This is a genomic window from Rubritalea spongiae (assembly GCF_042652385.1).
In the GTDB taxonomy this organism is placed as follows: Bacteria; Verrucomicrobiota; Verrucomicrobiia; order Verrucomicrobiales; family Akkermansiaceae; genus Rubritalea; species Rubritalea spongiae.
Window position 1 is genome coordinate 1,427,819 of record NZ_JBHSJM010000001.1, and the last position, 23,033, is coordinate 1,450,851.

General features: G+C 48.9%; 25 protein-coding genes. 12 read left to right on the plus strand and 13 right to left on the minus strand.

Annotation, left to right across the window (positions count from 1 at the left end; genetic code table 11):
• Positions 1–11: 11 nt before the first annotated feature.
• Both ACFPK9_RS06550 and ACFPK9_RS06555 read right to left on the minus strand, forming a co-directional pair.
• Positions 12–641 carry a V-type ATP synthase subunit D gene (locus ACFPK9_RS06550; RefSeq protein WP_377094031.1) on the minus strand — a complete coding sequence of 210 codons (630 nt, stop codon included), beginning with the start codon at positions 639–641 and terminating at the stop codon, positions 12–14.
• Between the two features lie 2 nt (positions 642–643).
• A complete protein-coding gene (locus ACFPK9_RS06555) occupies positions 644–1,966 on the minus strand; it encodes a V-type ATP synthase subunit B (RefSeq protein WP_377094032.1) in 1,323 nt (440 codons plus the stop codon).
• Positions 1,967–2,152: 186 nt separating this feature from the next.
• Between ACFPK9_RS06555 and adhP the strand changes: the two genes are divergently transcribed.
• Positions 2,153–3,160: an alcohol dehydrogenase AdhP gene (gene adhP, locus ACFPK9_RS06560; protein ID WP_377094033.1), complete on the plus strand. Its 1,008-nt coding sequence runs from the start codon at positions 2,153–2,155 to the stop codon at positions 3,158–3,160.
• A 189-nt stretch (positions 3,161–3,349) separates the two neighbouring features.
• Entirely contained in the window at positions 3,350–5,806 is a 2,457-nt protein-coding gene (locus ACFPK9_RS06565) for a U32 family peptidase (protein WP_377094034.1), read from the plus strand.
• 65 nt (positions 5,807–5,871) lie between these two features.
• Here the strand turns inward: ACFPK9_RS06565 and ACFPK9_RS06570 are convergent, their stop codons facing one another.
• Both ACFPK9_RS06570 and ACFPK9_RS06575 read right to left on the minus strand, forming a co-directional pair.
• Positions 5,872–5,997, minus strand: a complete 126-nt coding sequence (locus ACFPK9_RS06570; RefSeq protein WP_377094035.1) for a hypothetical protein — start codon at positions 5,995–5,997, stop codon at positions 5,872–5,874.
• Between the two features lie 396 nt (positions 5,998–6,393).
• Positions 6,394–7,128, minus strand: a complete 735-nt coding sequence (locus ACFPK9_RS06575; protein ID WP_377094037.1) for a 3-keto-disaccharide hydrolase — start codon at positions 7,126–7,128, stop codon at positions 6,394–6,396.
• A gap of 416 nt (positions 7,129–7,544) precedes the next feature.
• On the opposite strand from ACFPK9_RS06575, the gene truA reads away from it, so the two are divergent.
• The gene (gene truA, locus ACFPK9_RS06580; protein WP_377094038.1) at positions 7,545–8,354 is read left to right on the plus strand and encodes a tRNA pseudouridine(38-40) synthase TruA; all 810 of its coding nucleotides are present in this window, start codon (positions 7,545–7,547) and stop codon (positions 8,352–8,354) included.
• Between the two features lie 46 nt (positions 8,355–8,400).
• Here the strand turns inward: truA and ACFPK9_RS06585 are convergent, their stop codons facing one another.
• Positions 8,401–8,850 (minus strand): Dps family protein, encoded by a 450-nt coding sequence (locus ACFPK9_RS06585; protein WP_377094039.1) that lies wholly within the window; start codon positions 8,848–8,850, stop codon positions 8,401–8,403.
• A 132-nt stretch (positions 8,851–8,982) separates the two neighbouring features.
• Positions 8,983–10,047, minus strand: a complete 1,065-nt coding sequence (locus ACFPK9_RS06590) for a substrate-binding domain-containing protein (protein WP_377094040.1) — start codon at positions 10,045–10,047, stop codon at positions 8,983–8,985.
• 158 nt (positions 10,048–10,205) lie between these two features.
• Between ACFPK9_RS06590 and ACFPK9_RS06595 the strand changes: the two genes are divergently transcribed.
• From ACFPK9_RS06595 to ACFPK9_RS06635, 9 genes are all read left to right on the plus strand, one after another.
• The gene (locus ACFPK9_RS06595) at positions 10,206–11,189 is read left to right on the plus strand and encodes an NAD(P)-dependent oxidoreductase (RefSeq protein WP_377094041.1); all 984 of its coding nucleotides are present in this window, start codon (positions 10,206–10,208) and stop codon (positions 11,187–11,189) included.
• 20 nt (positions 11,190–11,209) lie between these two features.
• Positions 11,210–11,701, plus strand: coding sequence for a gluconokinase (locus ACFPK9_RS06600; protein WP_377094042.1), 492 nt, complete (start codon positions 11,210–11,212; stop codon positions 11,699–11,701).
• Positions 11,682–12,785, plus strand: coding sequence for an Ldh family oxidoreductase (locus ACFPK9_RS06605; protein WP_377094043.1), 1,104 nt, complete (start codon positions 11,682–11,684; stop codon positions 12,783–12,785). Before ACFPK9_RS06600 ends, ACFPK9_RS06605 begins: the two co-directional genes overlap by 20 nt.
• Positions 12,786–12,811: 26 nt before the next feature.
• The gene (locus tag ACFPK9_RS06610) at positions 12,812–14,077 is read left to right on the plus strand and encodes a glucuronate isomerase (protein WP_377094045.1); all 1,266 of its coding nucleotides are present in this window, start codon (positions 12,812–12,814) and stop codon (positions 14,075–14,077) included.
• On the plus strand, positions 14,074–14,853 hold the full coding sequence (locus tag ACFPK9_RS06615; protein WP_377094046.1) for an SDR family oxidoreductase: 780 nt from the start codon (positions 14,074–14,076) through the stop codon (positions 14,851–14,853). Before ACFPK9_RS06610 ends, ACFPK9_RS06615 begins: the two co-directional genes overlap by 4 nt.
• A gap of 70 nt (positions 14,854–14,923) precedes the next feature.
• Positions 14,924–16,507, plus strand: a complete 1,584-nt coding sequence (locus ACFPK9_RS06620; RefSeq protein WP_377094047.1) for a divalent metal cation transporter — start codon at positions 14,924–14,926, stop codon at positions 16,505–16,507.
• A 10-nt stretch (positions 16,508–16,517) separates the two neighbouring features.
• Positions 16,518–17,564 (plus strand): Gfo/Idh/MocA family protein, encoded by a 1,047-nt coding sequence (locus ACFPK9_RS06625; RefSeq protein ID WP_377094048.1) that lies wholly within the window; start codon positions 16,518–16,520, stop codon positions 17,562–17,564.
• Positions 17,565–17,580: 16 nt separating this feature from the next.
• A complete protein-coding gene (locus tag ACFPK9_RS06630) occupies positions 17,581–18,267 on the plus strand; it encodes a 3-keto-disaccharide hydrolase (protein WP_377094049.1) in 687 nt (228 codons plus the stop codon).
• Between the two features lie 9 nt (positions 18,268–18,276).
• A complete protein-coding gene (locus ACFPK9_RS06635; RefSeq protein ID WP_377094050.1) occupies positions 18,277–19,146 on the plus strand; it encodes a sugar phosphate isomerase/epimerase family protein in 870 nt (289 codons plus the stop codon).
• Positions 19,147–19,525: 379 nt separating this feature from the next.
• On the opposite strand, the gene ACFPK9_RS06640 is transcribed toward ACFPK9_RS06635, so the two are convergent.
• The 7 genes from ACFPK9_RS06640 to rpsC form a co-directional block, all read right to left on the minus strand.
• Complete coding sequence (locus tag ACFPK9_RS06640) at positions 19,526–20,419, minus strand: ThuA domain-containing protein (RefSeq protein ID WP_377094051.1); 894 nt, start codon at positions 20,417–20,419, stop codon at positions 19,526–19,528.
• A gap of 220 nt (positions 20,420–20,639) precedes the next feature.
• Positions 20,640–20,861, minus strand: a complete 222-nt coding sequence (gene rplX, locus ACFPK9_RS06645) for a 50S ribosomal protein L24 (RefSeq protein WP_377094052.1) — start codon at positions 20,859–20,861, stop codon at positions 20,640–20,642.
• A gap of 21 nt (positions 20,862–20,882) precedes the next feature.
• Positions 20,883–21,248 carry a 50S ribosomal protein L14 gene (gene rplN, locus ACFPK9_RS06650; RefSeq protein WP_377094053.1) on the minus strand — a complete coding sequence of 122 codons (366 nt, stop codon included), beginning with the start codon at positions 21,246–21,248 and terminating at the stop codon, positions 20,883–20,885.
• A 77-nt stretch (positions 21,249–21,325) separates the two neighbouring features.
• A complete protein-coding gene (rpsQ, locus tag ACFPK9_RS06655; protein ID WP_377094054.1) occupies positions 21,326–21,589 on the minus strand; it encodes a 30S ribosomal protein S17 in 264 nt (87 codons plus the stop codon).
• 23 nt (positions 21,590–21,612) lie between these two features.
• Positions 21,613–21,810 carry a 50S ribosomal protein L29 gene (rpmC, locus tag ACFPK9_RS06660; protein ID WP_377094055.1) on the minus strand — a complete coding sequence of 66 codons (198 nt, stop codon included), beginning with the start codon at positions 21,808–21,810 and terminating at the stop codon, positions 21,613–21,615.
• Positions 21,811–21,846: 36 nt separating this feature from the next.
• Positions 21,847–22,266 (minus strand): 50S ribosomal protein L16, encoded by a 420-nt coding sequence (rplP, locus tag ACFPK9_RS06665; RefSeq protein ID WP_377089222.1) that lies wholly within the window; start codon positions 22,264–22,266, stop codon positions 21,847–21,849.
• A gap of 33 nt (positions 22,267–22,299) precedes the next feature.
• The gene (gene rpsC / locus ACFPK9_RS06670; protein ID WP_377094056.1) at positions 22,300–23,010 is read right to left on the minus strand and encodes a 30S ribosomal protein S3; all 711 of its coding nucleotides are present in this window, start codon (positions 23,008–23,010) and stop codon (positions 22,300–22,302) included.
• Between the last annotated feature and the right edge of the window lie 23 nt (positions 23,011–23,033).

Here is a 23,033-nt window from a genome sequence, read left to right on the forward strand (position 1 = left end):
CGCCACGATGCTCACACTCCACCTCCTTTCAGAGCTTCAGCCTCAGCGCGTTTTTTAGCCTTCGCTTTAGCTAACTTAGACTGCACCACTGCAGAGCGTTCTGCATCAGCCAAGTAAATCTGAATCTTCTTAATGTTTTCCTCTGCCTCAGGAATAAGAACTTTCTCAAATAGATTAACCCTTTGCGTAATCTTCCGCGCCGCTTTGGTCAAAATTTCTAACCGTTCCTTCCCCACTTGAGCTCGCACCTTCAACTCGGCAAAATCCTTCAAACCATCGAGCGCGGCATCCACCCATTGCGGAGTCCCTAAAAACGCATAATCTTTCACTTCAAATTCCAAGCGTTCTAACAAAGGAACTTTCACTCCCACAATATTCTCCACAGATTGTACCAAGTCCGTAATTTGAATAAACTGTGTGAGATCCACACTCGGCTTTGCCAACATCGGCAGCTGCTCCGCTAAGCGTGACGCCATAGGAGCAAACTCTTCCTGCAATGCACGATACTCTCGCTCAGCTTTTTTCTGCTCGCCCAGCAATTGCTGACGTTTCAGATCGAGCGACGGCAGCACTTTGTGATACAGCTTCAAGCTCTCACGCTCTCGCTGCAATCCACTTTTACTAAGTACCGCCTTTCCCATAACTACATTCCTTTCTCTGGGAAATACTTCTCAATGAGTTCCTGCTTCATCAGTAGTTCCTCCGCCTCAAAACATTCAGCTAAAGTCGCCCAACCTGTATCGAGAGCTTCTAACAAAGGTAGCGAAACATCCACTTTCATGAACCGCTCACGAAAGAGCTTACCAAATTTCACCAGCTTATCATCAAACGCTGACAACTCGAACGCCATCGCTTTCTTCTTCTCCGCCTCTTGACTCTCAGAATAAAAACGAATCATCGTATTCATCAGCTGCGAATGATCTTCACGTGTCGCTTTGCCTATCACATTTTGCTTAAGCCGCGACAGCGAACCGAAGGGATCGATCACGCCATCGTGCAGATAAAATTGCCCCTCGGTGATGTAGCCCGTGTTATCAGGAACGGGATGCGTCACGTCATTCCCAGGCATCGTCGTCACACTTAAAACAGTAACCGAACCGGCGCCTTCAAAGTCACAAGCCTTCTCATAACGACGCGCTAACTGAGTGTACAAATCACCCATATATCCACGTGTCGCGGGAATTCTTTCTAACGAAACTCCGATCTCTTTCATCGCGTCCGCATACCCTGTCATGTCGGTCAACAACACAAGCACACGTTTACTTTCTTCCACTGCAAATCGCTCAGCCACTGCCAAGGCCAAATCCGGAATCGCCAAGCGCTCGACAATGGGGTCAGAAGCCTGATTCACATACATCACCGTTCTGTGAAACACACCGTGATCCTCAAAAGCCTGACGGAAAAAATAATAATCGTCATAGATCAAGCCCATCCCCCCAAAAACCACAATGTCAGCGTCCGCCTGGAAACCAATCCTTGCTAACAATTGGTTAAATGGCTCACCCGCCACCGAGAAAATAGGAATCTTCTGGCTCTCTACCAGACAATTGAACACATCGATCATCGGCACATTCGTCTCGATCATCTTATCTGGCACCACGCGCTTCATCGGGTTCACCGTCGGTGAATCCACTTCCACATGCCGATCAAACTCCAAAGTCGGCTTGCCATCTATCGGCTCACCAGCTCCATCAAAGATACGACCTAAAATAGCCTCCGAATAAATCGCCTGCTGCGGGTGTCCGAGGAACCGCACCTGAGCATCTGTGGAGAGCCCCTTACTCCCGGTAAAAACCTGCAAACTCACCACCTCCCCCTCCAGCTCCACCACCCGTGCCAGCGAACTCTCACCTGTCACATTTTTAACCATTGCCAAATCCCCTAGCGCGACATCTTTCGCTCTCACTTTGATCATGTCGCCCACTATCTCAAGCAAGCGCGTGTGGCGTATCAGTTGGGAGATCATTTCTACAATAAATAAGAGTGACTGTTAGACTAAACAAACAAAAAGAATTCACCTAACATACAACAGTAATCTCTCCTCCTCCGTCAATAAGTTTCAAACAACAAGCTCATCACCTACTTATCCTCGTCAAAGCTACACTTTCCGTGTAAGCATGTTAGCCTTAAGTGTAAAAAATACATAGAAACCATGAAAGCTGCTGTCGTTCGCGAATTCGGAAAACCTCTCGACGTCTGTGAGGTCCCAAAACCACAAGTCCAGCCAGGACAAATCCTCGTTCAAGTCAAAGCCTCCGGCGTGTGTCACACCGACCTCCATGCCGCGGATGGTGACTGGCCAGTCAAACCAAACCCACCCTTCATCCCCGGTCACGAAGGCGTTGGCTACGTGGCAGAAGTTGGAGCTGGAGTAAAAAATGTAAAAGAAGGCGATCGCGTTGGCGTCCCTTGGCTGCACACCGCCTGCGGTTGTTGCAAACATTGCTTCAGCGGATGGGAAACCCTCTGTGATGGTCAACAAAATACCGGTTACAGCGTCAATGGCGGCTTCGCCGAATACATGCTCGCTGATCCGAACTACGTTGGCCACCTACCAGACGGACTCGACTTCGCTCCCGCAGCACCCATCCTCTGCGCCGGCGTCACCGTATATAAAGCGATCAAAGAAACCGACACTCACCCCGGCGATACCATCGTCATCTCTGGAGTCGGCGGTCTCGGTCACCTCGCTGTCCAATACGCCAAAGCCATGGGACTCCATGTCATTGCCGTTGATATTTCCAATGATAAACTCGAACTCGCTACCAGACTTGGTGCTCAAAAAGTCATCAATGCCTTAGAAACCGACCCGATCGCCGAAGTCCAAGACCTCGGTGGAGCTGAAGGTGTCGTCGTCACTGCAGTTGGCACAAAATCCTTTGCCCAAGGTCATGGCATGCTTGCCAAGCGCGGAACCATGTCACTTGTTGGACTCCCTCCTGGCGATTTCCCCCTTCCCATTTTCGACACCGTACTCAGCCGCAAGACAGTCCGTGGTTCCATCGTTGGCACGCGCCTCGACCTCCAAGAATCACTCGAATTTGCAGCTGAGGGCCTCGTCGCTTCACATTATTCCATGGATAAACTCGATAACATCAACGCCATCTTCGATAAAATGCGTGCGGGCAAGATCGATGGCCGCATCGTTTTAGACATCTAGACAAAACTTCATTCACCACTAAACACACAGCTTTTCTCCACCTCCGAGAAAGGCTTTTTTCGTTTAAACTATCGCTGTACTTTCCTTGTTAGTGACAAGGCTTTTATTTTCTTGGATTAGCGCTAGATTCGGTGCACACCGCCGCTCGGCGAAACCTCGCCAAGCAACACCTACTCACATAGCATCACCATGGACACCGACCGCACACCTGAACTCCTCTCTCCCGCTGGCAACTGGGATTGCGCACGCTCCGCCGTCGCCAATGGTGCTGATGCCATTTTCTTCGGACTCTCTAAGTTCAACGCGCGCCTGCGTGCCGACAACTTCACCGACGAAGACCTCCCTGAACTCATGGACTTCCTCCACGCTCACGGCGTTAAGGGATTCGTCACCATGAATACCCTCATTTTCACCTCTGAACTCGAAGCCGCCGAAGCGCAGCTCAGACTCCTCGAACGCGCCGGCGTCGATGCCATTATCGTCCAAGACCTCGGCCTAGCGATGCTGTGCCGGACTGTCGCTCCATCCATCGAAATTCACGCCTCCACCCAGATGACCATCACCTCTCCCGAGGGATTAGAATTCATCGATTCACTTTACAAGCTCGACCGCGCAGTCCTTTCCCGCGAGCTTTCACTCACTGAAATTAAAAAATTCAATCCAAGCGAATGCGTTCCGCTCGAAGTCTTCGTCCATGGAGCTCTCTGTGTCGCTTATTCAGGCCAATGCCTCACATCTGAATCCCTCGGCCAGCGCTCGGCCAACCGAGGCGAATGCGCCCAAGCCTGCCGCATGCCATACGAACTCGTAGTCGATGGCGAAACGGTCGACATGGGAGAAAAGCGCTACCTGCTCTCACCGCAAGACCTCGCAGCTGTCGATCTCATTCCTGAACTCGTCAATCAAGGAGTAGTTTCCTATAAAATTGAAGGTCGCCTCAAGACACCTGAATACGTCGCCGCCGTCACCCGCGTTTACCGCAAGGCTATCGATGACGCAGTCGCCAACCGTCCATCTACCATTACTAAGCGCGATCGTTACGCCATGGAAATGACCTTCTCTCGTGGCCTGTCCACCGGCTGGCTCGAAGGTACCAATCACCCCTATCTAACCCATGGCAAGTTTGGTAAAAAACGAGGTGTTAGAATCGGCACAGTAGAAAACTGTGGCCCAGGATGGATCGTTCTTAATCAAGAAGGTGAAAACGGACTCAAGGCTGGCGACGGTATCGTTTTCGATGCTGGCGAAAACCGCAACCTCGAACAAGGCACCCGCATCTGGACTGTCGAAGGAGATGTACTCAACTTCCACCGCAAGCATTCTAAAATCAATTGGGACCGCATCAAACCAGGCATCGTCATCTACAAAACCGACGACCCAAAGCTCAACTCCGAAATCAAAGCACTCTGGAAAAATGCCAAACTCGAGCCACTTCGCAGCGATCTTCACATCAAAGCTTCAGGAGTCGCCGGCACCTCACTCACCCTCGAATGCAATGGCATCTCGGTCAGCACCTCAGAAATTCTTGAACCTGCTGAAAATCGCCCACTCACCACTGAACTGTTAGAAAAACAACTCGGTCGCCTCGGTAACACTGCCTACGAGCTCGGTTCCGTTGATAATCAAGTCGAAGAAGGTCTCATCATTCCAGTCTCCGCACTCAACCGACTCCGCCGAGCTCTCGTCGAAAAACTCGACCAACAAACCGACCTCCAAACGCCAGCTGAAAAACCAGTTTCCACCAAGTCTCTAGCCGACATAATGCCGGAGAAAACCGAAACCGCGGTGTCCTCAGCCGAGCTTTCTGTCCTCACCCGTCACCCTCATCAAATCGAAGCCGCCCTCGAAAACGGCATCAAGCGCATCTACGCCGACTTCGAAGACATCCGTCGCTATAAAGAAGCAGTCGAAATCGTCCGTGCGGCTGGCGGAGACGCTACCATCCATCTCGCCACTCCGCGTATCCAAAAACCTCAAGAAACCGGTTACTTTAAATTTATCGATAAAGCCGAACCCGATGGCGTTCTCATCCGCAACCTCGGCGCCGTTCGCTATTTCGAAGACCACGACGGACTCTACCGCACCGGCGACTTCTCCCTCAACTGCGCCAACCCAGCGACAGCAAAAATTCTCAAAGAGCACGCAGCTCTCGATCACCTAACACTTTCCTACGATCTTAACATCCATCAACTGTTAGATATGCTCAACAATGCACCTAGCGATTGGTTTGAGCTCACCCTGCACCAGCACATGCCTATGTTTCATATGGAGCACTGCGTCTTCTGTACCTTCATGTCAGAGGGCACCAGCTACAAAGACTGCGGCCGTCCCTGTGAAAAACATCAGGTTCAACTCCGTGACCGCGTCGGCCAGCTCCACACGCTCATGGCAGACGTTGGCTGCCGCAACACACTTTTTAATGGCCGCGCCCAGACTGGTGCTCGCTTCTATGATGAAGTAAGAGCCACGGGCCTCAGCCGCTACCGCATTGACTTCCTCAATGAAGACGCCACCGCTACATCTCTCACACTCCAAGCCTACCAGCAGCTCATCAGTAAAAAGACCGATGGGCACCTACTTTGGCAAGACCTCGGAATCATGGAGAAACTAGGCGTCACCGAGGGCACACTCGAAGTAAAATCTTAGAGCTCTGCTGATCCGATAGACATTTCGCACTAGAAATATTGTCTAGTGCGAAACAAACTTCTCTATTATTTCTTCAACTTCTTCTGAGTATAATTGTCGCTGCGATCTTTAGTCTCTTCTCGCACCTTCTTCATGAGCTCGGCTTTTACTACGCCGCCTTTATTGTCTCTCAAATAACGAAGGCAGGTCATCAGTCATGCTAAATTTTCATCTGTAAGGTCAGTTCTCTGAACAAACTTTGGCATCTCCTGTGCTGTATTAAAACGCTCTCCTCCAACAGGCTCGTACACCCATAATCCATTGATCTTAGAGCACTTTCCTGTAATCCCCGAACGGCCAGCAGCCCATTTTCTTGGTGCTCAGCATCAAAGGCCAAAGCTACAGGTAGATGAATCTTAGCAACTTCGACAATTGGTTCGAACACAAAGCCGTCCACCAATTGAAATCACTAAATAGCTTGAACTCGTGATAACAATAGAGACGGTGGAATCTCTGCTGCACTTGCCCTTTTCTATCTCCCTGTTGGGCGTGACACACAAAAGGCTGCCACCTAATCAGACAGAAACAAACCATAGAGGTATCATCGTCTATTTACTCTGAATTGCTAGTTTAAGCGGCTTGAGCTGAATATTTTTCCAGCGCACGTTACAAGATTTACCGTTGTGTACTTGGAGGCCAATAAAGCCTTCACGGGTATCGTGGTCCTTATTCTCATCTCTGAAGTCGACACGCTTTTCACCATTCAGCCACGTTTGAATATGATTGCCCTCACACCGAATCACAATGGTATTCCAGTCATCCCACTTAAACAGTTCTCTACCCTGCCTTGAGAATTCAAGGCGTTGCTTAGCTTCCTCATCACCTCCTCCTTTCACAGGGAACAACCAACCACGGCGCGCTTCATCATACAGTCCCGCAGTCCAACAACGATCGCCGTTATCAGCTTCACACTGATAGCCGAACACTCGACCATTTTCATTTGCCTTTTGGTTTGCTCGAAACATCACACCAGAATTGCCACTCCGATCATCAAACTTGAACTCAAAACTTAACTCAAAATCTGTGTACGTTTTTTCAGTGCACAGGAATGTATTTCCTTTCACATTTTCCCCAAAACCAAGAATGCACCCGTCTTCAGCTTTAAACTCGCCATTCCCCCCCACGATTTTCCAACCACTAAGGTCCTTGCCATTGAACAGCGTGATAACCCCATCAGTTTGTATAGATTTATCTGCCGATAGAACTTCGGAGTTAGAGAGTGCAAAAGCAAATGTAATGCTTGCGACTATGCCAAGCCGTGTACAAGAAAAAGTAGTAATCATACGCTTCTATACGTAAATTTGTCAAAATTTCATAGTACATTACACGCCATATAAAACTTCATTTCACGACATGTATTCCACTCGCTGCTCAACAAGCTACAGGGTTTTCAGAATTGCAAGAACATCCCTACTTAAGCACTCCACTAAAATTTCTGAAAATAACTAAGCTTCGACTCTAAAAAGGACGAGGTCGGCAGAATTCTCACTACCAACCTCGTTGAGGGTATTTCGGGCATTTTAAAAGCTTCTTTTACCAGAAAGCTGCCTTTAAACTCATGGCCATCGAGTGGTTCCGAAGCTTAAAGACAGCCACACACAAGAGATTCGTCTTCTGGTAACTGAAGTTGAATATACACTAAACAAACGCTTCAATTTGTCTACCCCCCCAATTAGGGGAGCGCAGCTTATAACTAGCAATGCACTTCTCACGTGACTCCTCTGTCGGTGTCATGTTAGAAACATATTTCAACATGCGACTTAAAATTACTGTAGCCTACGATGGCCGACGTTTCTCTGGCTGGGCCACTCAACCCAACGGCCATACAATTCAAGATTTAATCGAAAGCGCTATAGAGCAAATCGGCAAACAAAAGGTCAAGATTCAAGGTTCCGGCAGAACCGATACTGGTGTCCATGCAGACGCACAAGTCGCACACTTTGACACTCCCGCTGGCATTGACATGAACCCATACAACTGGGTTCCTGCTCTCAACACCAAACTTCCAGCCACCATCCGCGTGCTCGACTGCGAAGAAGTCTCCTCCGATTTTCACGCACGCTTCTCGGCGAAATCAAAAACCTATACTTACTTTCTAGCCATGCAACCTGTTCTCCACCCCATGCTTTCAGGTCGAGCTTGGCATCTCCCTCGCCAACTCGATAAATCGACTCTCGAAATAGCAATGCAACATTACCTAGGCACGCATGACTTCCGTGCATTTGCAGCACTCAGAGGTAACGAAAATGAAGAAACCTGCTACAAGCGTACGATTACAGAGTCATCCGTAAAAGAAACAGAAGAAGGGTTCACACTCACCTTCACTGGCAGCGGATTCCTCTATAAAATGGTCCGTCTACTCACTGGAGCAGCAGTCTACACCGCCCAAGGAAAACTCAGACTAGATGATCATTTAGCATTGTTAGACCAATCTGAAAATCTACCTAATGGCCGATCCCCTTATTGCGCACCCTCCGATGGGCTCACACTTTCAAAGGTCGAATACTAAAAAAGGCCCACGCTTTACGCGCAGGCCTAATATATAAAAGAGTAACTTATTCTCCGAGGTAACTTTTCAGCATCCAAATTGTTTTTTGGTGCACCTGAATACGAGCAATCGTAAGATCCTCGGACTCTGAATCCTCGGCTTCGGCTGCTACATCACGAGCTTTTGCCAAGCTAGCCACCACGATTTCATTCGCTTTGGCCAAATGCTCAACCATCGCTTCTGCACTAGAGTCTTCTGCAATTTCTTCAATCGGGGAAAGCTTGGCAAGGTTAGACAAACCACCTGGAGCCAAAGCTCCTAGAGCACGAATGCGCTCTGCAAGCTCATCTACAGCTGCAAATAATTCCGTATATTGTTCTTCAAATGCTGTGTGAAGTGCAAAGAATCCTGGACCTCTTACATTCCAATGACAGAGATGAGTTTGTCCTAGTAACGCATAGCAATCTGCTACAACTTGGCGCAATGCCCCTACAACTGGGTTATTTGAATTTGACATACTTACCCACTAACACAGATCTCCCCATCTCGCCACCGATAGTTAGACTTTGTTAGTATCTCCACTCACATTCAACATCTTAGGAATACAGATAATTTTCCTACCACCACATCGAAACTTAATCTCTTTTATCTAATTTTCATCTCGCAGCTCGCCAGGGCTCATCCCCGTCATACGCTTAATGAAGTTCGATAGCCCCGAACACTCAGAAAATCCCGCTTGATGTGCCACACTTTCCAAACTCGCAGTCCTATCCTTCAGCAGTAATTCAATCGCCGCGACTCGTTTTTTCCGCATCACCGCAGCTGGGCTCTCGCCTAAATATTTCGCAAATGCCCGCTCTAAGGCTCTACGCGACACTCCACATCCTTTAGCCACCACATTGACATTGAGATTCTTCAGAGGACGAGCATCGATGTAATCAAGCGCACGCTGACAGATCAGTGCATAGCGCTCTTTTCGCTGAGACGACTCCCTCGTCACTACCACAGCTGGAGCTTGCGGCACTTCCACCTCATCTCCCAGCACTCCTAACATTTTTCCTAATTGCACCACCGCAGCCCGCCCTAGGTCTGCAGCTTTTAAATCAATACTCGTTAGCGCAGGGCTGGACGATTCACAAAGCAAGCGATCGTTATCTACCCCGATCACCGCCACATCATCTGGTACCATATATCCTAACATCTGGCACGCCTGTAACACATCAAGTCCAGCATCATCCTTACAGGCCAGCACCCCACAAGGTTTAGGGAGCTTCTCTAACCATTCAGCAATTCGCTGCACCCCAGCCCAGTTAGAGCGAGCTTCCTGCGGCAGACTCAGAGTGTCATTCTGCACACCTAATTGAGTAGCATAAGCATGAAATGTCTTCTTCCGAGCTTCTGACCACATCACTCCCTCCCAGTGCACAAAACCCCAATACCCCAAGTTTAAATAGCCAAATTCCTCACCGGCTAAACGCCCAATTGCCTGATCATCTGGGTGCGGACCATTGATGTATTCAGCCTCTTCACCTTCGACTGATCGAATAAATACCGTAGGCACATCTAACTTCTCGATAGCTCTTGCCTTGTTCTCTTCGAGACCACGAACCAACATCCCATCCACCTTTCGCAATTCTAAGTATTCCTCTAATTCCTCAGGAGTAATATCAGAAGAGACACACCAATAATTCCAGTCGCAACCCGCCGTGCGCATAGAGAATACCCCTCGCAACACTTCTCTAGAGAAAAAACTTTCTCTGTCTCCTATATATAAAATTTGTGGTCGTGATGTATTCATGCTGTCGCAATTTATAAACACTTCATACGCGAGTCAATCTTGTACACTTTCATTAATCTTGTCAGTTTATGTTCATGAGCATCATTTATGTTTCAAATATTTCCTTCGACAAAGCTCGATCCACCTTCGAACGCCTCAACGCAGAAACCAAATACTCTTTCGTTCCAGTCAACGAAGAAGAAGAGTCTCTCGCTGCACAAATTAAAGAAAACGACGTAAAGGCATTCATTGCCGACATCTACCCGTACACTGGCTCCCTCTACACAGCGCTTCCAGAAGGCGGCATCATCGCTCGCTACGGTGTCGGACATGACAGCATCGATAAAGAACTCGCCACACAGAACGGCCTTTATGTAGCTAACACACCTGGGGTACTCGACAACGCCGTCGCTGAACACGCCTGCTGGATGATTGGCAGCTTCGCCCGTCATCTCCACACCGCCCACTCTTCTACGGTAGCCAAGAAATGGGAGCCGCTGCCTGGTGTCGAACTCCGTGGTCGCAAGGTCGCTATCCTCGGCTTTGGACGCATCGGCCAAAGTCTCTGTCAAAAACTCTCTTTCGGTTTCGGAATGGAAGTGACAGGTGTCGATATCCAACCTGAAGAAAAATACACTAGCCTGAAATCTTCAATAGGCTTTCGCAAGTACACCACCGACCGCGATGCTGCTCTGGCAGAAGCTGATTACGTGGTCCTACTCATGGCCGTCGTCCCTGCTACCAAGCACATCGCAAATGCTGACATGTTTGCAAAAATGAAAAACAGCGCAGTCTTGGTAAACTCAGCCCGCGGTGCCCTCGTCGATGAAATTGCCCTCCACCAAGCTCTCACGAATGGCGACATTGCAGGTGCATGCCTCGATGTCTTCGAACAAGAACCCTATCAGCCACAAGCTACAGATAAAGATCTCAGACTTCTACCTAACGTCCTACTCACTCCTCATGTTGGCTCTAACACCGCAGAATCAAACGCAGCTATGGCATCCACCGCTGCGCAAAACATTATCACCATTCTAGAGCAAGGAGCAGATGCCTGCCCAAATATCGTCAATCGCTAGATCTTTTTCACTACAACTTGATGAGCAAGAAAATCATAGTCATGGGAGTATCCGGCTGCGGAAAGTCCACCGTCGGTCAAGCTATTGCAGACGCTCTGCAAGCAACTTTCTACGATGGTGATGACTTCCACCCGCAAGCCAACGTCGATAAAATGGCCTCTGGAACTCCACTAAACGACGACGACCGACGCCCGTGGTTAGAGACGCTCGCTCAGACTATTCACGACACTCGTGGCAATTCTGTCACGGCTTGCTCAGCTCTCAAAAAACAATACCGAGATATTCTCAGAAATGCAGGCGATCTCACCTTTATCTTTCTAGAGGGAGATAAACAAACACTGCTAGAACGTATCCAAGAGCGCTCAAACAACACAACTCATTTCATGCCATCTAGTTTGCTAGACAGCCAGCTAGCCACTCTAGAATCACCCACAGCAGAAACTGGGGTCATTACCGTTTCCATACATTCACCTATTTCCAAAATCATCGAAGATGTCCTCCAACAACTCTAAAGAAGTCATGCACGTTGTCTCCACAGCAGAGCACAATGAACTCGTAACAGCAGCCTTCATCGCTCGCGGTTTTAACACAGAAGAAGCGCGTGCCGCTGCAGAAATTGCTGCCGTCGCCACTACTCACGGCAACCGTACGCACAATGCACTCAAAGCACTCCACCTCGATGAACTCCTAGGCTCCGCCATTGGCAACTGCACCCCAGGCGCTGAGCTCATCAAGTTAGAAAATCGTTTCACCGCTGCTGAAGTCTGGGACGGTAACAAAAAGCTCGGACAGCTCGTCGCTAAAGAAGCCTTCAACCGCGCTATCGAACTCGCCGACAAACACGGAATCGGCATGGTCTCAGTAGACAATGCTTGGCACTACCTATGGGGCAGCGGATATGCTATCGATGCAGCAAATCGCGGATACATCGCCTACACCAACTGCACCTCAACCCTCGCAGAAGTTGTCCCCTTTGGTGGAAAATTTCCAACCTTGGGAACTAACCCACACACTTGGGCATTCCCCACAACAAACGAGCTAGGTTTCCCAATCTGTATCGACTGGGCCACCTCCACTGTAGCCATGGGTCGCGTACAACAGCTAAAGCGCGAGGGCGGTACCCTCCCTCCTGAATCAGCTGTCGACGCCGATGGCAATGTCACAACTGATCCAGCGAAAGCCGTCTCACTCCTCCCCTTTGGCCGACACAAGGGCTACGGACTCTCACTCGTCAACGAACTCGTCGCAGCCTACATCGGCGGCTCCATCCCTACCATCCGTGGAACCCAGGCTAGCAACCCAGAAGAAAAGACAACCTCCTCCTTCTTTTTCCAAATCATCCATCCTGAAGCAATGAGTGGAAATGCTTTCGCAGCAGGCAGAAACCAAAAAGAAAACGTCAAAGCAGTCATCGATGACATTCTAGGCCACGGCAATCAACAATGTCTCCTCCCTGGACAGTTAGAAGCAGAAGCTGCGGAGCGTACACAACAAGCTGGCGGTCTCCTTTTTTCGACAGCGGAATTAGAAGAACTCAACAAAATTGCCACCTCGCTCAATCGTCCTGCACTTCCAAACATACCTTATAACCCCTAGTTTGTAGTCTTACATTTCCCGCTCATATGCTCCTTACTTCACCACTCGCCCACGAACTCTATCAATCGGTAAAAAATCTACCGATCATCGATTACCACACTCATTTACCAGCAGCAGAAATCCTGCACGACCAACAATTTGAAAACATTTGGGAGTTATGGCTCAAGCACGATCACTACAAATGGCGACTCATGCGAGCCTGTGGAGTTGGCGAACACCTCATTACCGGTAATGCTGAGCCTAAGGAAAAATTCCTAGCCTTCGCAGCGAGCCTTCCACTCGCTATTGGCAATCCCGTCTATCAATGGGCTCACATGGAATTGAACCAGGTCTTTGGAATTACCAAACAGCTCAATGCAAACACTGCTGAAGCCATTTGGAGCGAAGCCAATCAACAACTACAAAGTAAAATCTCGGTAAGCTCCTTACTGAAACAATTTAAAGTAGAACTCATCGGAACCACTGATGATCCCTACGACGACCTCGCTGACCATATTGATATTAAAAATTCTAAGATTAGCACCGCAGTCGTACCGACCTACCGCCCAGATAAATATCTTTTGGCTGAATCCATCGACCTCACTTCACTGAAAGAACGTCACGACTACTTCCACGCATCTGGGTGTCTGATGTCCGACCACGGAATCGACCACATCCCCACTCCCGGAAGTCCTGCATACAAGGCGCTGATAGAAATCGCAAAATGGAACCATGAAAAAAGTTGGATCCTGCAACTGCACCTTGGACCTCTACGTCGAGTCAACACCCGACTCAGCGCCCAAACTGGTCCTGATTCAGGATTCGACACAATGGGATCATGGTCACAAACAGACCTCTTAATACACTTCCTCAACGAACTGGATGCGCTCGACCAACTTCCGAAAACAGTCGTGTACAACCTCAACCCCAATGAAAGCGCATCGCTCTGCTGCGCCCTTCAGAATTTCCAACAAGCCCCCAGCGCTGGGAAGCTTCAATACGGAGCCGCATGGTGGCACCTCGATAACGTCCCGGGTATCCAAGCCCAACTGGACCTAACCACTCAGCTCTCAGCCATCGGCACCCACATTGGCATGCTCACTGACAGTCGCTCATTTACTAGCTATGTCAGACACGACTACTACCGCCGCATCCTCAGCAGCTTCCTCGCGGAAAAAGCAATCTCTGGCGAAATGCCTAACGACAAGTCTCTTCTCTCTCAAACAGCTCAGAATATCTCTTACTACAATGTGAAAGAATACCTAGCACCTCAACCAATCCATCAATCACCACCACTCACCCTAATTTCATGAGCTATCTAGATTCATTATTCGACCTTAAAGGCAAAGTTGCTGTCGTTATCGGCGGCACTGGCGAACTCTGTGGCCACATGGCTATCGGGCTAGCAAGAGCAGGTGCGGAAGTAGTCCTCGTCGGTCGCAACGAAAAAAAAGCGAACGAAAAACTCTCCGTCATCGCCGACACAGACGGCTCAGGTTATTTCCTTAAAGGAGATGTTGCCACCCGTGATTCCCTCAATTCTATCATCCTTGAAGTCACCAAAAAATCAGGAGCAATAGACATCCTCATCAATGGTGCTGGTATCAACTCCCCCACGCCTTTCCTCGATATCACTGAAGAAGAGCTCTCAAGTATCATGGACATTAACTTCGCTGGAACTGTCCGGGCCTGCCAAGCATTCGGCCACTACTTCCTCCGGGAAAAGAGACCAGGCTCGATCATTAACCTAGGCTCGATCTCTGGACTCAACCCGCTTTCCCGCGTCTTTACCTATTCCGCGTCGAAAGCTGCCGTGCACAATCTCTCTAAAAACCTCGCCCGCGAATGGGCTGAAGATGGTATCCGCGTTAACACCCTAGTACCTGGCTTCTTCCCTGCAGAACAAAACCGTAAGGTCCTAGACGCCTCACGCGTCGCGCAAATTCTAGGCAAGACCCCATCTAACCGTTTCGGTGACCCAGACGAACTCATAGGAGCCACCGTCCTTCTCGCCTCAGAAAAAGCTGGCCGATTCATCACCGGTCACGAACTCGTCGTCGATGGCGGCTTCAACTCCATGTCCATTTAATCTCCTCAGCTCAAAAACCTACAAAACTCAGCCAGCTCTTCTAACAAAGTAAGCTAGGCTCACTACAACTATGAGTAAACTTCTCAAATACGCAAAACAGTCCGGTCCTGGCTGGCTCCAAGCAGCCGTTACACTTGGCGGCGGTTCGCTCGTCGGTGCGCTCTATCTCGGCGTCATCGGCGGCAATGGTCTGCTCTGGCTCCAGCCAATGGCGATGGTCTTTGGTGTGATCATGCTCGCCTCTCTCGCTTACGTAACGCTCAGCACAGAAGAAACTCCATTCGTTTCCACCTGTAAGCACATTTCTCCAGTCCTCGCTTGGGCGTGGCTCATCGCCACTGTGATTGCCGACTGCGTTTTCTGTCCCGCTCAAGCCTCTCTCGGACTAGGCATTGTCCAACAAAACTTTGGTCTAGCGGATGTAAACCCATACATCATCACCAGCTTGCTTGCCGTCACTGCTTTCGGTGTCGTTTACTTTTACAGCTCGGGCTCAAAAGGCGTAGCTACCTTTGAGAATATCCTCAAGATCATGGTGGCGATCGTCATCCTCTGCTTTTTCGGGTCAGCGACAGTAAACATGGCCAATGGCAATGTCGATTTCCCATCACTTATCAAAGGTTTCATTCCTAACTTCACCGCACTCTTCAACCCAGCAGAAACTCTCCAACCAGCCATCGCGGCCACGGGTGAAGCAGCGTCCTATTGGTCGGAAACCATCTCTCATTCTCAGCGCGATATCATTATCACTGCTTTTGGTGCAGCAGTCGGAATCAACATGACTTTCCTTCTGCCCTACACGCTGAAAAAGCGTGGATGGGAGAAAAAGGACCGTGAGCTCTCACGCTATGATCTCGTCCTCGGACTCGCAATTCCATTCATGATCGCAGCATCATTCCTAGTCATTACCTCTTCTGCACAATTCCATGGTAAGTCAGCAGATGTCCTCAACGAAGCTGGCCAGCCAATCGCTCTAGAAGACGGCTATTACGCCAACCTCAAGGGCAGACTCCAATTCGAAAATATCGAATTCACCGAGAAAACTCTCAAAGAAAAAGCCGACCAGCTGCCACTAGCCGACCGTGAAATCGCAGCGTACATCACTAAGCGAGATGCCAAACAACTTGCCACCGCACTCGCCCCACTCGTCGGCAGCACTGCTTCACAAATGATCTTCGGTATCGGCATTCTCGCAATGGCACTCTCAACCATGATCGTTCACATGTTGATGAACGGTTTCGCCATTTCACAAGCTATAGGTAAACCAGAAGCGAAAAAGCCATTTCTCATCGGGGCAGCCATCCCAGCAGTTACTGCAGCCCTCGCTCCCTACCTTTGGTCAGGCGCGAATAAGACAGCCATGGCGATACCAGCCTCAGTGATTGCGACCACCTTGCTCCCGATCGCCTACCTCATCTTCGTTCTTCTCATGAACTCGAAGCACACTCTTGGCAAAGAAAAACTCACAGGAGGCAAGCTCATCACTGTGAACATACTCATGCTCACCGGCCTCTTCCTCGCAGGCTTCGCTTCAGTCTGGGCTCTGCTCAACAAAGGAACCCCCGGCGTCTACGGACTTACTGCGCTCGCCGTCCTCGCAGCTCTTGGACTCATTAGCTTCGCCATCAAAAATAAATCAGCAAAAGCATCCTAAACTCACAGTCATGAACTTCGGAATTATCGGCTCAGGCATGATCGCTCGCTTCCACGCAGAAGCGATCCAAGCCATGTCCAACGGAACACTCAAAGGAATCGCTGGACGCTCATTTGATAAAACAAAATCACTCGCTGCGGACTTCGATTGCCAAGCTTATGAATCAATAGAAGAACTTCTAGCAGATCCTAACATCGAAATCGTTACGATTGCTACAGTCTCGGGAGCACACCTCGACCCAGTGATTGCTGCCGCTAAAGCGGGCAAACACATCATCTGCGAAAAGCCGCTCGAGGTGACGCCTGAGCGAGTTGACGAAATGCTCCAGGTCTGCGCCGAAAATGCTGTCACCTGCGCCGGCATCTTCAATCGCCGCTTCTACCCTGCGATTGAAGAATTTAAGCAAGCGATCGATGCAGGACGCTTTGGAAAAATCACCATGGCCGAAGCCTCCATCAAATGGTATCGCGACCAAGCCTACTACGATTCTGGAGCCTGGCGTGGAACTTGGAAACTCGATGGCGGTGGCGCGCTGATGAATCAGTCGATCCACACGATCGACCAGCTACTCTATCTCTGTGGCCCAGTCAAAGCCGTCACGGCTAACATGGGTTGCCTTATCCACGAAGGTATCGAAGTCGAAGACACTGCCGTAGCAACCGTTGAATTTGAAAGTGGTGCCCTCGGTGTCATTCACGGATCCACGGCTTGCTGGTCGAGCGATGGTCACCCGGCCGAAGTCCACGTCTGCGGAGAAAAGGGCTCAGCCTTCATGGCAGACACCTCCTTCCGCGTCTGGGACTTTATGGAAGAACAATCTGAAGACGCGCGTATCAAAAAAGAACTCATGACCACCTCTGCTCAAAAAGGCATGGGTGCCAATGACCCCAACGCCATAGACTTCCTTGGCCACCAGCGCAATTTTGAAAATGTCGTCGCAGCTATCCAAGAAGGACGTGAACCACTCACCAACGGCGCTGAAGCACGCCGCGCAGTCGCTCTCATCTGCGCCATTTATGAGTCCGCTCAAAATGGCTCCAAACGTATCGAACTCTAATCATTATTAAAAACCTATGAAATCTATTATACAATCCATCACACTACTCGCCGTAAGCTCCACACTCTCCTTCGCTGGGGAAAAATCTAACGAGTGGATCAATCTTCTAAAGACTGACGACATCAACACACTTTGGCAGCCTGCGGCAAACAGCAAAGGGAAACGCGCGAAAGAAATCGGCGCACGCTGGTCGCTCAAAGACGGAGTCATGACTCTAAAACAAGATGGTGAAGGCCGCGGTGGCAGCATTGAAACTAAGCAAACTTTCTCCGATTTTGAACTCAAATTTGAATTCAATATCCACGAAAATTGCAACAGCGGTATCAAGTACCGTCAAGCTAACTCCACTGGTTTCGAATACCAAATTATCGATGACGTGAACTACCGCGACAATAGCGTTTCGCATCGCACAGCTGAACTTTACGAAATCAAGGAAGAAGAAACTCCACGCAAACTCAATCCAGCAGGAGAATGGAATACCGGTCGCATCGTTGCCAAAGGTAATACCCTAGAGCATTGGCTTAATGGCCAGAAGGTTCTCACTATCGAAATCGGATCTGAGGACTGGAAGAAGCGCTTTGAAGATTCCAAATACTTCAAAAACAAGATCCTCGATTTTGGTACGCACACTGGAGGAATCTATATCCAAGATCATTCCGACACCGAGATATCCTTTAAGAATATGGCGATCCGTAAACTCTAAGACTTTTCTATGAAACTCACTGGATTCGCAGATGAAGCGGCACGCGATCTAACATCACAGATCAATGCCACCAAAGAACTTGGCTGGGACTACATTTCAGCACGTGGCATTAATGGCAAAAACATCCACGAACTCTCGCAGCAGGAATTTGAGCAGGCGGCCGGAGAATTAGATTCGGCAGGTATCAAGATTGCTGAATTCGGTTCGCTCATTGGAAACTGGGCAAAATCGATTCATACCGACTTTGAGATTACGCTGGGTGAAGTAGAGCGTGCGATCCCACGCATGCAGCGACTCGGAACCGACATAGTCCGTGTCATGTCCTACGCTCAAGAACCCTGGGGAAATGACCAGTTCGAGCAGGAGCGCTTCCGCCGCCTCCGCGAAATCACTAACCGATTCACCGATGCCGGTCTCACTGTCGCGCACGAAAACTGCATGAATTGGGGAGGCTTTTCAGCAGAGCATACCCTGCGCATCATTGAAGAAGTCCCTGATCTCAAACTGATCTTTGACACCGGGAATCCAGTCTTCCAGAAAGACCGTAGTAAGCCGCAGGCAGATGGTTCCTTTCCATGGCAAGATGCAATGGAGTTCTATCGCGCAACGAAAGAGCACATTGTCCATATCCATATTAAAGACTGTCTCAATCCACCCGCCGAGGGTGAAGAGCCTGAATATGTATTCCCAGGCAAGGGGCAAGGCTACGTCAAAGAAATACTCAATGATCTAGCGAAATCTAACTATTCTGGATTCATTGCTATCGAGCCACACGTTGCCACAGTCTTTCATGTCACCGATGGCCAAGAACCAGACTGGCAACAATGCTATGACAGCTACGTAGCCTACGGCAAAGCTCTCGAAGCCCTCATAGCATAGAGTACAACCATTTGCGTTCTCAGAATCAATTGTGGAGAACGTAAATTTCTATTAAAAAACTTAGCATCGTGCTCATTCTAACTGACGACATTGGCTGGTAATACTTGAAATGTTATGACGTCGATGGCCCGTCGGTAAATAATAAACCCTCACTTGAGAGGCTTATCAATATCCGGAGTCGGAATCATCTCAAAGTCATAAACTCCAACATCTCCATACCCAACATCGTCGCCGTAGATAATAACATCATTCCCGCGAAGCGTTCACTAAAAGCCACTACACATAACAGTAGAACTACGCTCTTCATACATAGATTCTAACCACGAAGTTTTCCATAGATCCTTGTTTCTAAAAATTAAGTGTCAGCTAGAATGAAAACTTACTTGCTGCTGCCGAGATAATTCACCGAATTTGTCAATAGCTTCTGGAATGGCTCTTGCTGCCACTCTGCGACGCTATGCCCAAGGGTAAATGAAACAGACTTAGATTTCCCAACGGGATGTTCCCAGAGAATTGCTGCTTGATCTTTACCTTGCTTACCCTTCATCAACACGGTTGTCTTAGGTGAGTCTTTTGCTGTGATATAGTTGTTATAAAGCTCAGCTTGCTCGTGCGTGGTATAGCCTTTTAGACCGTCAAAAATAGGATGAGATTCATCGAGAGCTATCGCCTCTACTGGCTTGCGCGGTCCGTGCTTCACCGATGCAATTCCTGTCATATTCGGCCATGCTGGGAATTCTACACCTGGGTGAGATTTCTTCCATTCAGCAACGAGACCTTTCTTCGCCTGCACTTTCTCATTTGCTCCTACGGGACATACCCGACTCGCCAGATCATTCTTTCCTGCTTTATAGGTCGGCCAGAAACTGTGGAGCGAGCCGTGAATGAGCAATGACGGAATGCCTTTCTCCTTAGTGTGAGTGATAATATTATGCGGAGCCTCAAGCCTGTCGCTGTGCGCCATACACACATTGTAAACAATGACATCAGAGCCAACTCCAAAGTTCTCATTAGAAGCGAGCTTGTCTTCAACTTCATCAAAAGAGCCCGACATCACTGTGAGGTTCCAACCATTCCTTTTGGCAATTTCTTCAAAGATTTCCCGCTGTGGCGTATAATCATGATACTTGCCTGGCTCATGGGTCACATAGAGAACCTTGAGACCATCTTTAGTAGAGATTACATCATTCTCAGAGCCAGACTCAGCCGAGACTGCGAGGATTGATATCAAACCGAGGCTCATAGCTGGGTAAAAGAATTGGAACTTTTTCATAGGCATTTGGTATAAATTAACTTTTTGTACCTCATAAAGGTTAAATTTCTTTCAAGAAATCGAATGGAAAGCTGTTCATCATGTCATCTCTCGATTCATCAGCCTAGCCTTAATTTCTCGCGCCTTACCTTTTAATTGTCACCAAGTCTGTTTTTTAACACAAAAAAAGCGGCTCTCATTGCTGAGAACCGCTTTTTGAAAATCTCGGGAAGAGAGTAGCTTAACCTACTTTCTTAACATTGGAGAGTGCGATTGGGCCGTCGATTTCTTCGATGCCGCCTTCTGGGTTAGCTTCGGAGCGCTTGATAGCTTTCTTGATCTTGCGAACGCCTTCAACGATTACACGTTGCTTAGCTTCGTTCACAGAACTTACAGTGCCAGTAGCACCTTTGTGTGCGCCTGCGATAACCTGTACTTTGTCACCCTTTTTTACGTGTGCCATGATAGTTCAGTCAGTTTAGAGTTAGAGTACCTCTGGAGCGAGGGATACGATCTTCATGAACTGCTTCTCACGAAGTTCACGAGCAACAGGGCCGAAGATACGAGTACCTTTAGGGTTGTTGTCCTTATCAATGATGACTGCAGCATTTCCGTCGAAACGAAGCACAGAACCGTCTTTACGACGGATAGGTGCAGCGGTACGAACGATAACACATTTCACAACAGCACCTTTTTTCACGGAAGCAGTAGGAATAGCTTCGCGAACGTGTGCAGTGATGACGTCACCTACGTTAGCAACCTTGGAACGTGTTCCGAGGACACCAATCATTTTAGCAGAGCGTGCGCCAGTGTTGTCGGCGATCGCTACTGAGGATTCCATTTGAATCATAAATTTGTAGTCAGTTAAATTGTTACAGAGATGGAGGTCGGCACCACGATGAGTGATGCCGAATCCTTTAGATGTGATTAGTGTGAGAGAACTTCTGTAAGTTCCCAGCACTTAAGCTTAGAAATAGGCTTAGTTTCGGTGATACGTACCTTGTCGCCAACAGCTGCCTTACCTTCTTCATCGTGAGCGTAGAATTTCTTCGTGCGCTTAACGATTTTCTTGAAGCGTGGGTGTGGAACGCGAGCTACGTATTCTACTACGATAGTCTTTTCCATACCTGTGGAGACAACAACGCCAACGCGGGACTTGCGTAAACCTGGCTTAGTGTTTGATTCGCTCATGTTTGTTTATCCTTTGTTTGGTGTTACTTGTTACGGAGTTCAGTGAGAACAGTGTTCACACGTGCAACTTCGCGGCGGATTGCCTTGAGGCGTGCAGTGTTTTCGAGCTGTCCTGTGGACTGCTGGAGACGGAGTGTAAGAGCTTCCTGCTTGAGTTCGCGGAGACGAGTGCTCAGTTCCTCAGCAGAAAGTTCGCGGATGTCGCTAATTTTTGTAGCCATGATAGTTGATTCTATTCTTGGTTAATATTCTGAGGATTACGCAAGCTTGTTACGCTCAACGAAACGAGTGCGGAAACCAAGCTTGTTTGATGCAAGACGAAGAGCTTCCTTCGCGTCTGCTTCAGGGACACCGGCGATCTCGAAGATCATAGTGCCCGGCTTGATTACTGCAACCCAACGATCAACAGCGCCTTTACCTTTACCCATACGAGTTTCTGGTGGACGACCTGTTACTGATTTGTGAGGGAAGACACGGATGTATACTTTACCCTTACGCTTGAGGTAGCGGTTGATTGAGATACGGCACGCTTCGATCTGACGGTTACTCATCCATGAGCGACCGAGAGATTGGAGACCAAAGTCACCGAAGCTTACGTCAGTTCCGCGCTGTGCATTACCACCGCGATTACCTCGCTGTGATTTGCGGAACTTCGTGCGTTTTGGCATTAAAGGCATAATTCTATATTCCTAGTTTTAAGTTTATAAAGTTTAGCCCTGACGACGCTCGCGGCGTTCACCACCACGGCCACCACGACGGCCACCACGGTCATTACGTCCACCACCTGCTGTGAGCTTTTCTTCCTTTTTGTTGATCCAAACTTTAACACCGATGATGCCGTAGACTGTAGAAGCTTCTGCGAAGCCGTAGTCGATAGGTACACGGAGAGTTTGAAGAGGTACTTTACCTTCGCGGTACCACTCTGCACGAGCAATATCAGCACCACCGAGACGACCTGCGCAGCGAACACGGATGCCGTCGGCACCGAATTCCATTGCAGTCTGGATGGAGCGTTTCATAGCGCGGCGGAAAGCAATACGGCGTTCGAGCTGAACGGCTATATTTTCTGCTACGAGCTGAGCGTCGAGCTCAGGCTTACGAATCTCGATGATATCGATCTTCACTTGGCAACCACCACAGATCTTGGAGATGTCAGATGTCATCTTTTCGATCTCAGCACCTTTACGGCCGATCACAAGACCTGGACGTGAGGTGTGAAGTGTGACGCGAACGCTGTTCCATGCACGCTCGATAGTGACGCGTGAAAGAGCTGCGAACTGAAGACGTCCCTTGATGTACTTACGAATCTTAAGATCTTCGTGGAGTTTAGCGGAGTAGTCTTGGCCTTTAGCATACCACTTAGAACGCCAGTCCTTGGAGACTGCGAGGCGGAATGCGATAGGATTTACTTTCTGTCCCATAATATTGGTTCTTTAAGTGGTTG

What these genes read in the sequence shown, in the direction of transcription:
- ACFPK9_RS06620 (WP_377094047.1), top strand. Translation starts at nt 14,924, where the DNA reads ATGAGTAAACTTCTCAAATACGCAAAACAGTCCGGTCCTGGCTGGCTC.
- rpsQ (WP_377094054.1), bottom strand. Translation starts at nt 21,589, where the DNA reads ATGAGCGAATCAAACACTAAGCCAGGTTTACGCAAGTCCCGCGTTGGC.
- ACFPK9_RS06640 (WP_377094051.1), bottom strand. Translation starts at nt 20,419, where the DNA reads ATGAAAAAGTTCCAATTCTTTTACCCAGCTATGAGCCTCGGTTTGATA.
- rpsC (WP_377094056.1), bottom strand. Translation starts at nt 23,010, where the DNA reads ATGGGACAGAAAGTAAATCCTATCGCATTCCGCCTCGCAGTCTCCAAG.
- rplP (WP_377089222.1), bottom strand. Translation starts at nt 22,266, where the DNA reads ATGCCTTTAATGCCAAAACGCACGAAGTTCCGCAAATCACAGCGAGGT.
- ACFPK9_RS06550 (WP_377094031.1), bottom strand. Translation starts at nt 641, where the DNA reads ATGGGAAAGGCGGTACTTAGTAAAAGTGGATTGCAGCGAGAGCGTGAG.
- rplN (WP_377094053.1), bottom strand. Translation starts at nt 21,248, where the DNA reads ATGATTCAAATGGAATCCTCAGTAGCGATCGCCGACAACACTGGCGCA.
- ACFPK9_RS06570 (WP_377094035.1), bottom strand. Translation starts at nt 5,997, where the DNA reads ATGACCTGCCTTCGTTATTTGAGAGACAATAAAGGCGGCGTAGTAAAA.
- rpmC (WP_377094055.1), bottom strand. Translation starts at nt 21,810, where the DNA reads ATGGCTACAAAAATTAGCGACATCCGCGAACTTTCTGCTGAGGAACTG.
- ACFPK9_RS06605 (WP_377094043.1), top strand. Translation starts at nt 11,682, where the DNA reads ATGTCCTCCAACAACTCTAAAGAAGTCATGCACGTTGTCTCCACAGCA.
- ACFPK9_RS06600 (WP_377094042.1), top strand. Translation starts at nt 11,210, where the DNA reads ATGAGCAAGAAAATCATAGTCATGGGAGTATCCGGCTGCGGAAAGTCC.
- ACFPK9_RS06635 (WP_377094050.1), top strand. Translation starts at nt 18,277, where the DNA reads ATGAAACTCACTGGATTCGCAGATGAAGCGGCACGCGATCTAACATCA.
- ACFPK9_RS06615 (WP_377094046.1), top strand. Translation starts at nt 14,074, where the DNA reads ATGAGCTATCTAGATTCATTATTCGACCTTAAAGGCAAAGTTGCTGTC.
- ACFPK9_RS06575 (WP_377094037.1), bottom strand. Translation starts at nt 7,128, where the DNA reads ATGATTACTACTTTTTCTTGTACACGGCTTGGCATAGTCGCAAGCATT.
- ACFPK9_RS06625 (WP_377094048.1), top strand. Translation starts at nt 16,518, where the DNA reads ATGAACTTCGGAATTATCGGCTCAGGCATGATCGCTCGCTTCCACGCA.
- truA (WP_377094038.1), top strand. Translation starts at nt 7,545, where the DNA reads ATGCACTTCTCACGTGACTCCTCTGTCGGTGTCATGTTAGAAACATAT.
- ACFPK9_RS06590 (WP_377094040.1), bottom strand. Translation starts at nt 10,047, where the DNA reads ATGCGCACGGCGGGTTGCGACTGGAATTATTGGTGTGTCTCTTCTGAT.
- ACFPK9_RS06555 (WP_377094032.1), bottom strand. Translation starts at nt 1,966, where the DNA reads ATGATCTCCCAACTGATACGCCACACGCGCTTGCTTGAGATAGTGGGC.
- adhP (WP_377094033.1), top strand. Translation starts at nt 2,153, where the DNA reads ATGAAAGCTGCTGTCGTTCGCGAATTCGGAAAACCTCTCGACGTCTGT.
- ACFPK9_RS06610 (WP_377094045.1), top strand. Translation starts at nt 12,812, where the DNA reads ATGCTCCTTACTTCACCACTCGCCCACGAACTCTATCAATCGGTAAAA.
- ACFPK9_RS06595 (WP_377094041.1), top strand. Translation starts at nt 10,206, where the DNA reads ATGAGCATCATTTATGTTTCAAATATTTCCTTCGACAAAGCTCGATCC.
- ACFPK9_RS06565 (WP_377094034.1), top strand. Translation starts at nt 3,350, where the DNA reads ATGGACACCGACCGCACACCTGAACTCCTCTCTCCCGCTGGCAACTGG.
- rplX (WP_377094052.1), bottom strand. Translation starts at nt 20,861, where the DNA reads ATGGCACACGTAAAAAAGGGTGACAAAGTACAGGTTATCGCAGGCGCA.
- ACFPK9_RS06630 (WP_377094049.1), top strand. Translation starts at nt 17,581, where the DNA reads ATGAAATCTATTATACAATCCATCACACTACTCGCCGTAAGCTCCACA.
- ACFPK9_RS06585 (WP_377094039.1), bottom strand. Translation starts at nt 8,850, where the DNA reads ATGTCAAATTCAAATAACCCAGTTGTAGGGGCATTGCGCCAAGTTGTA.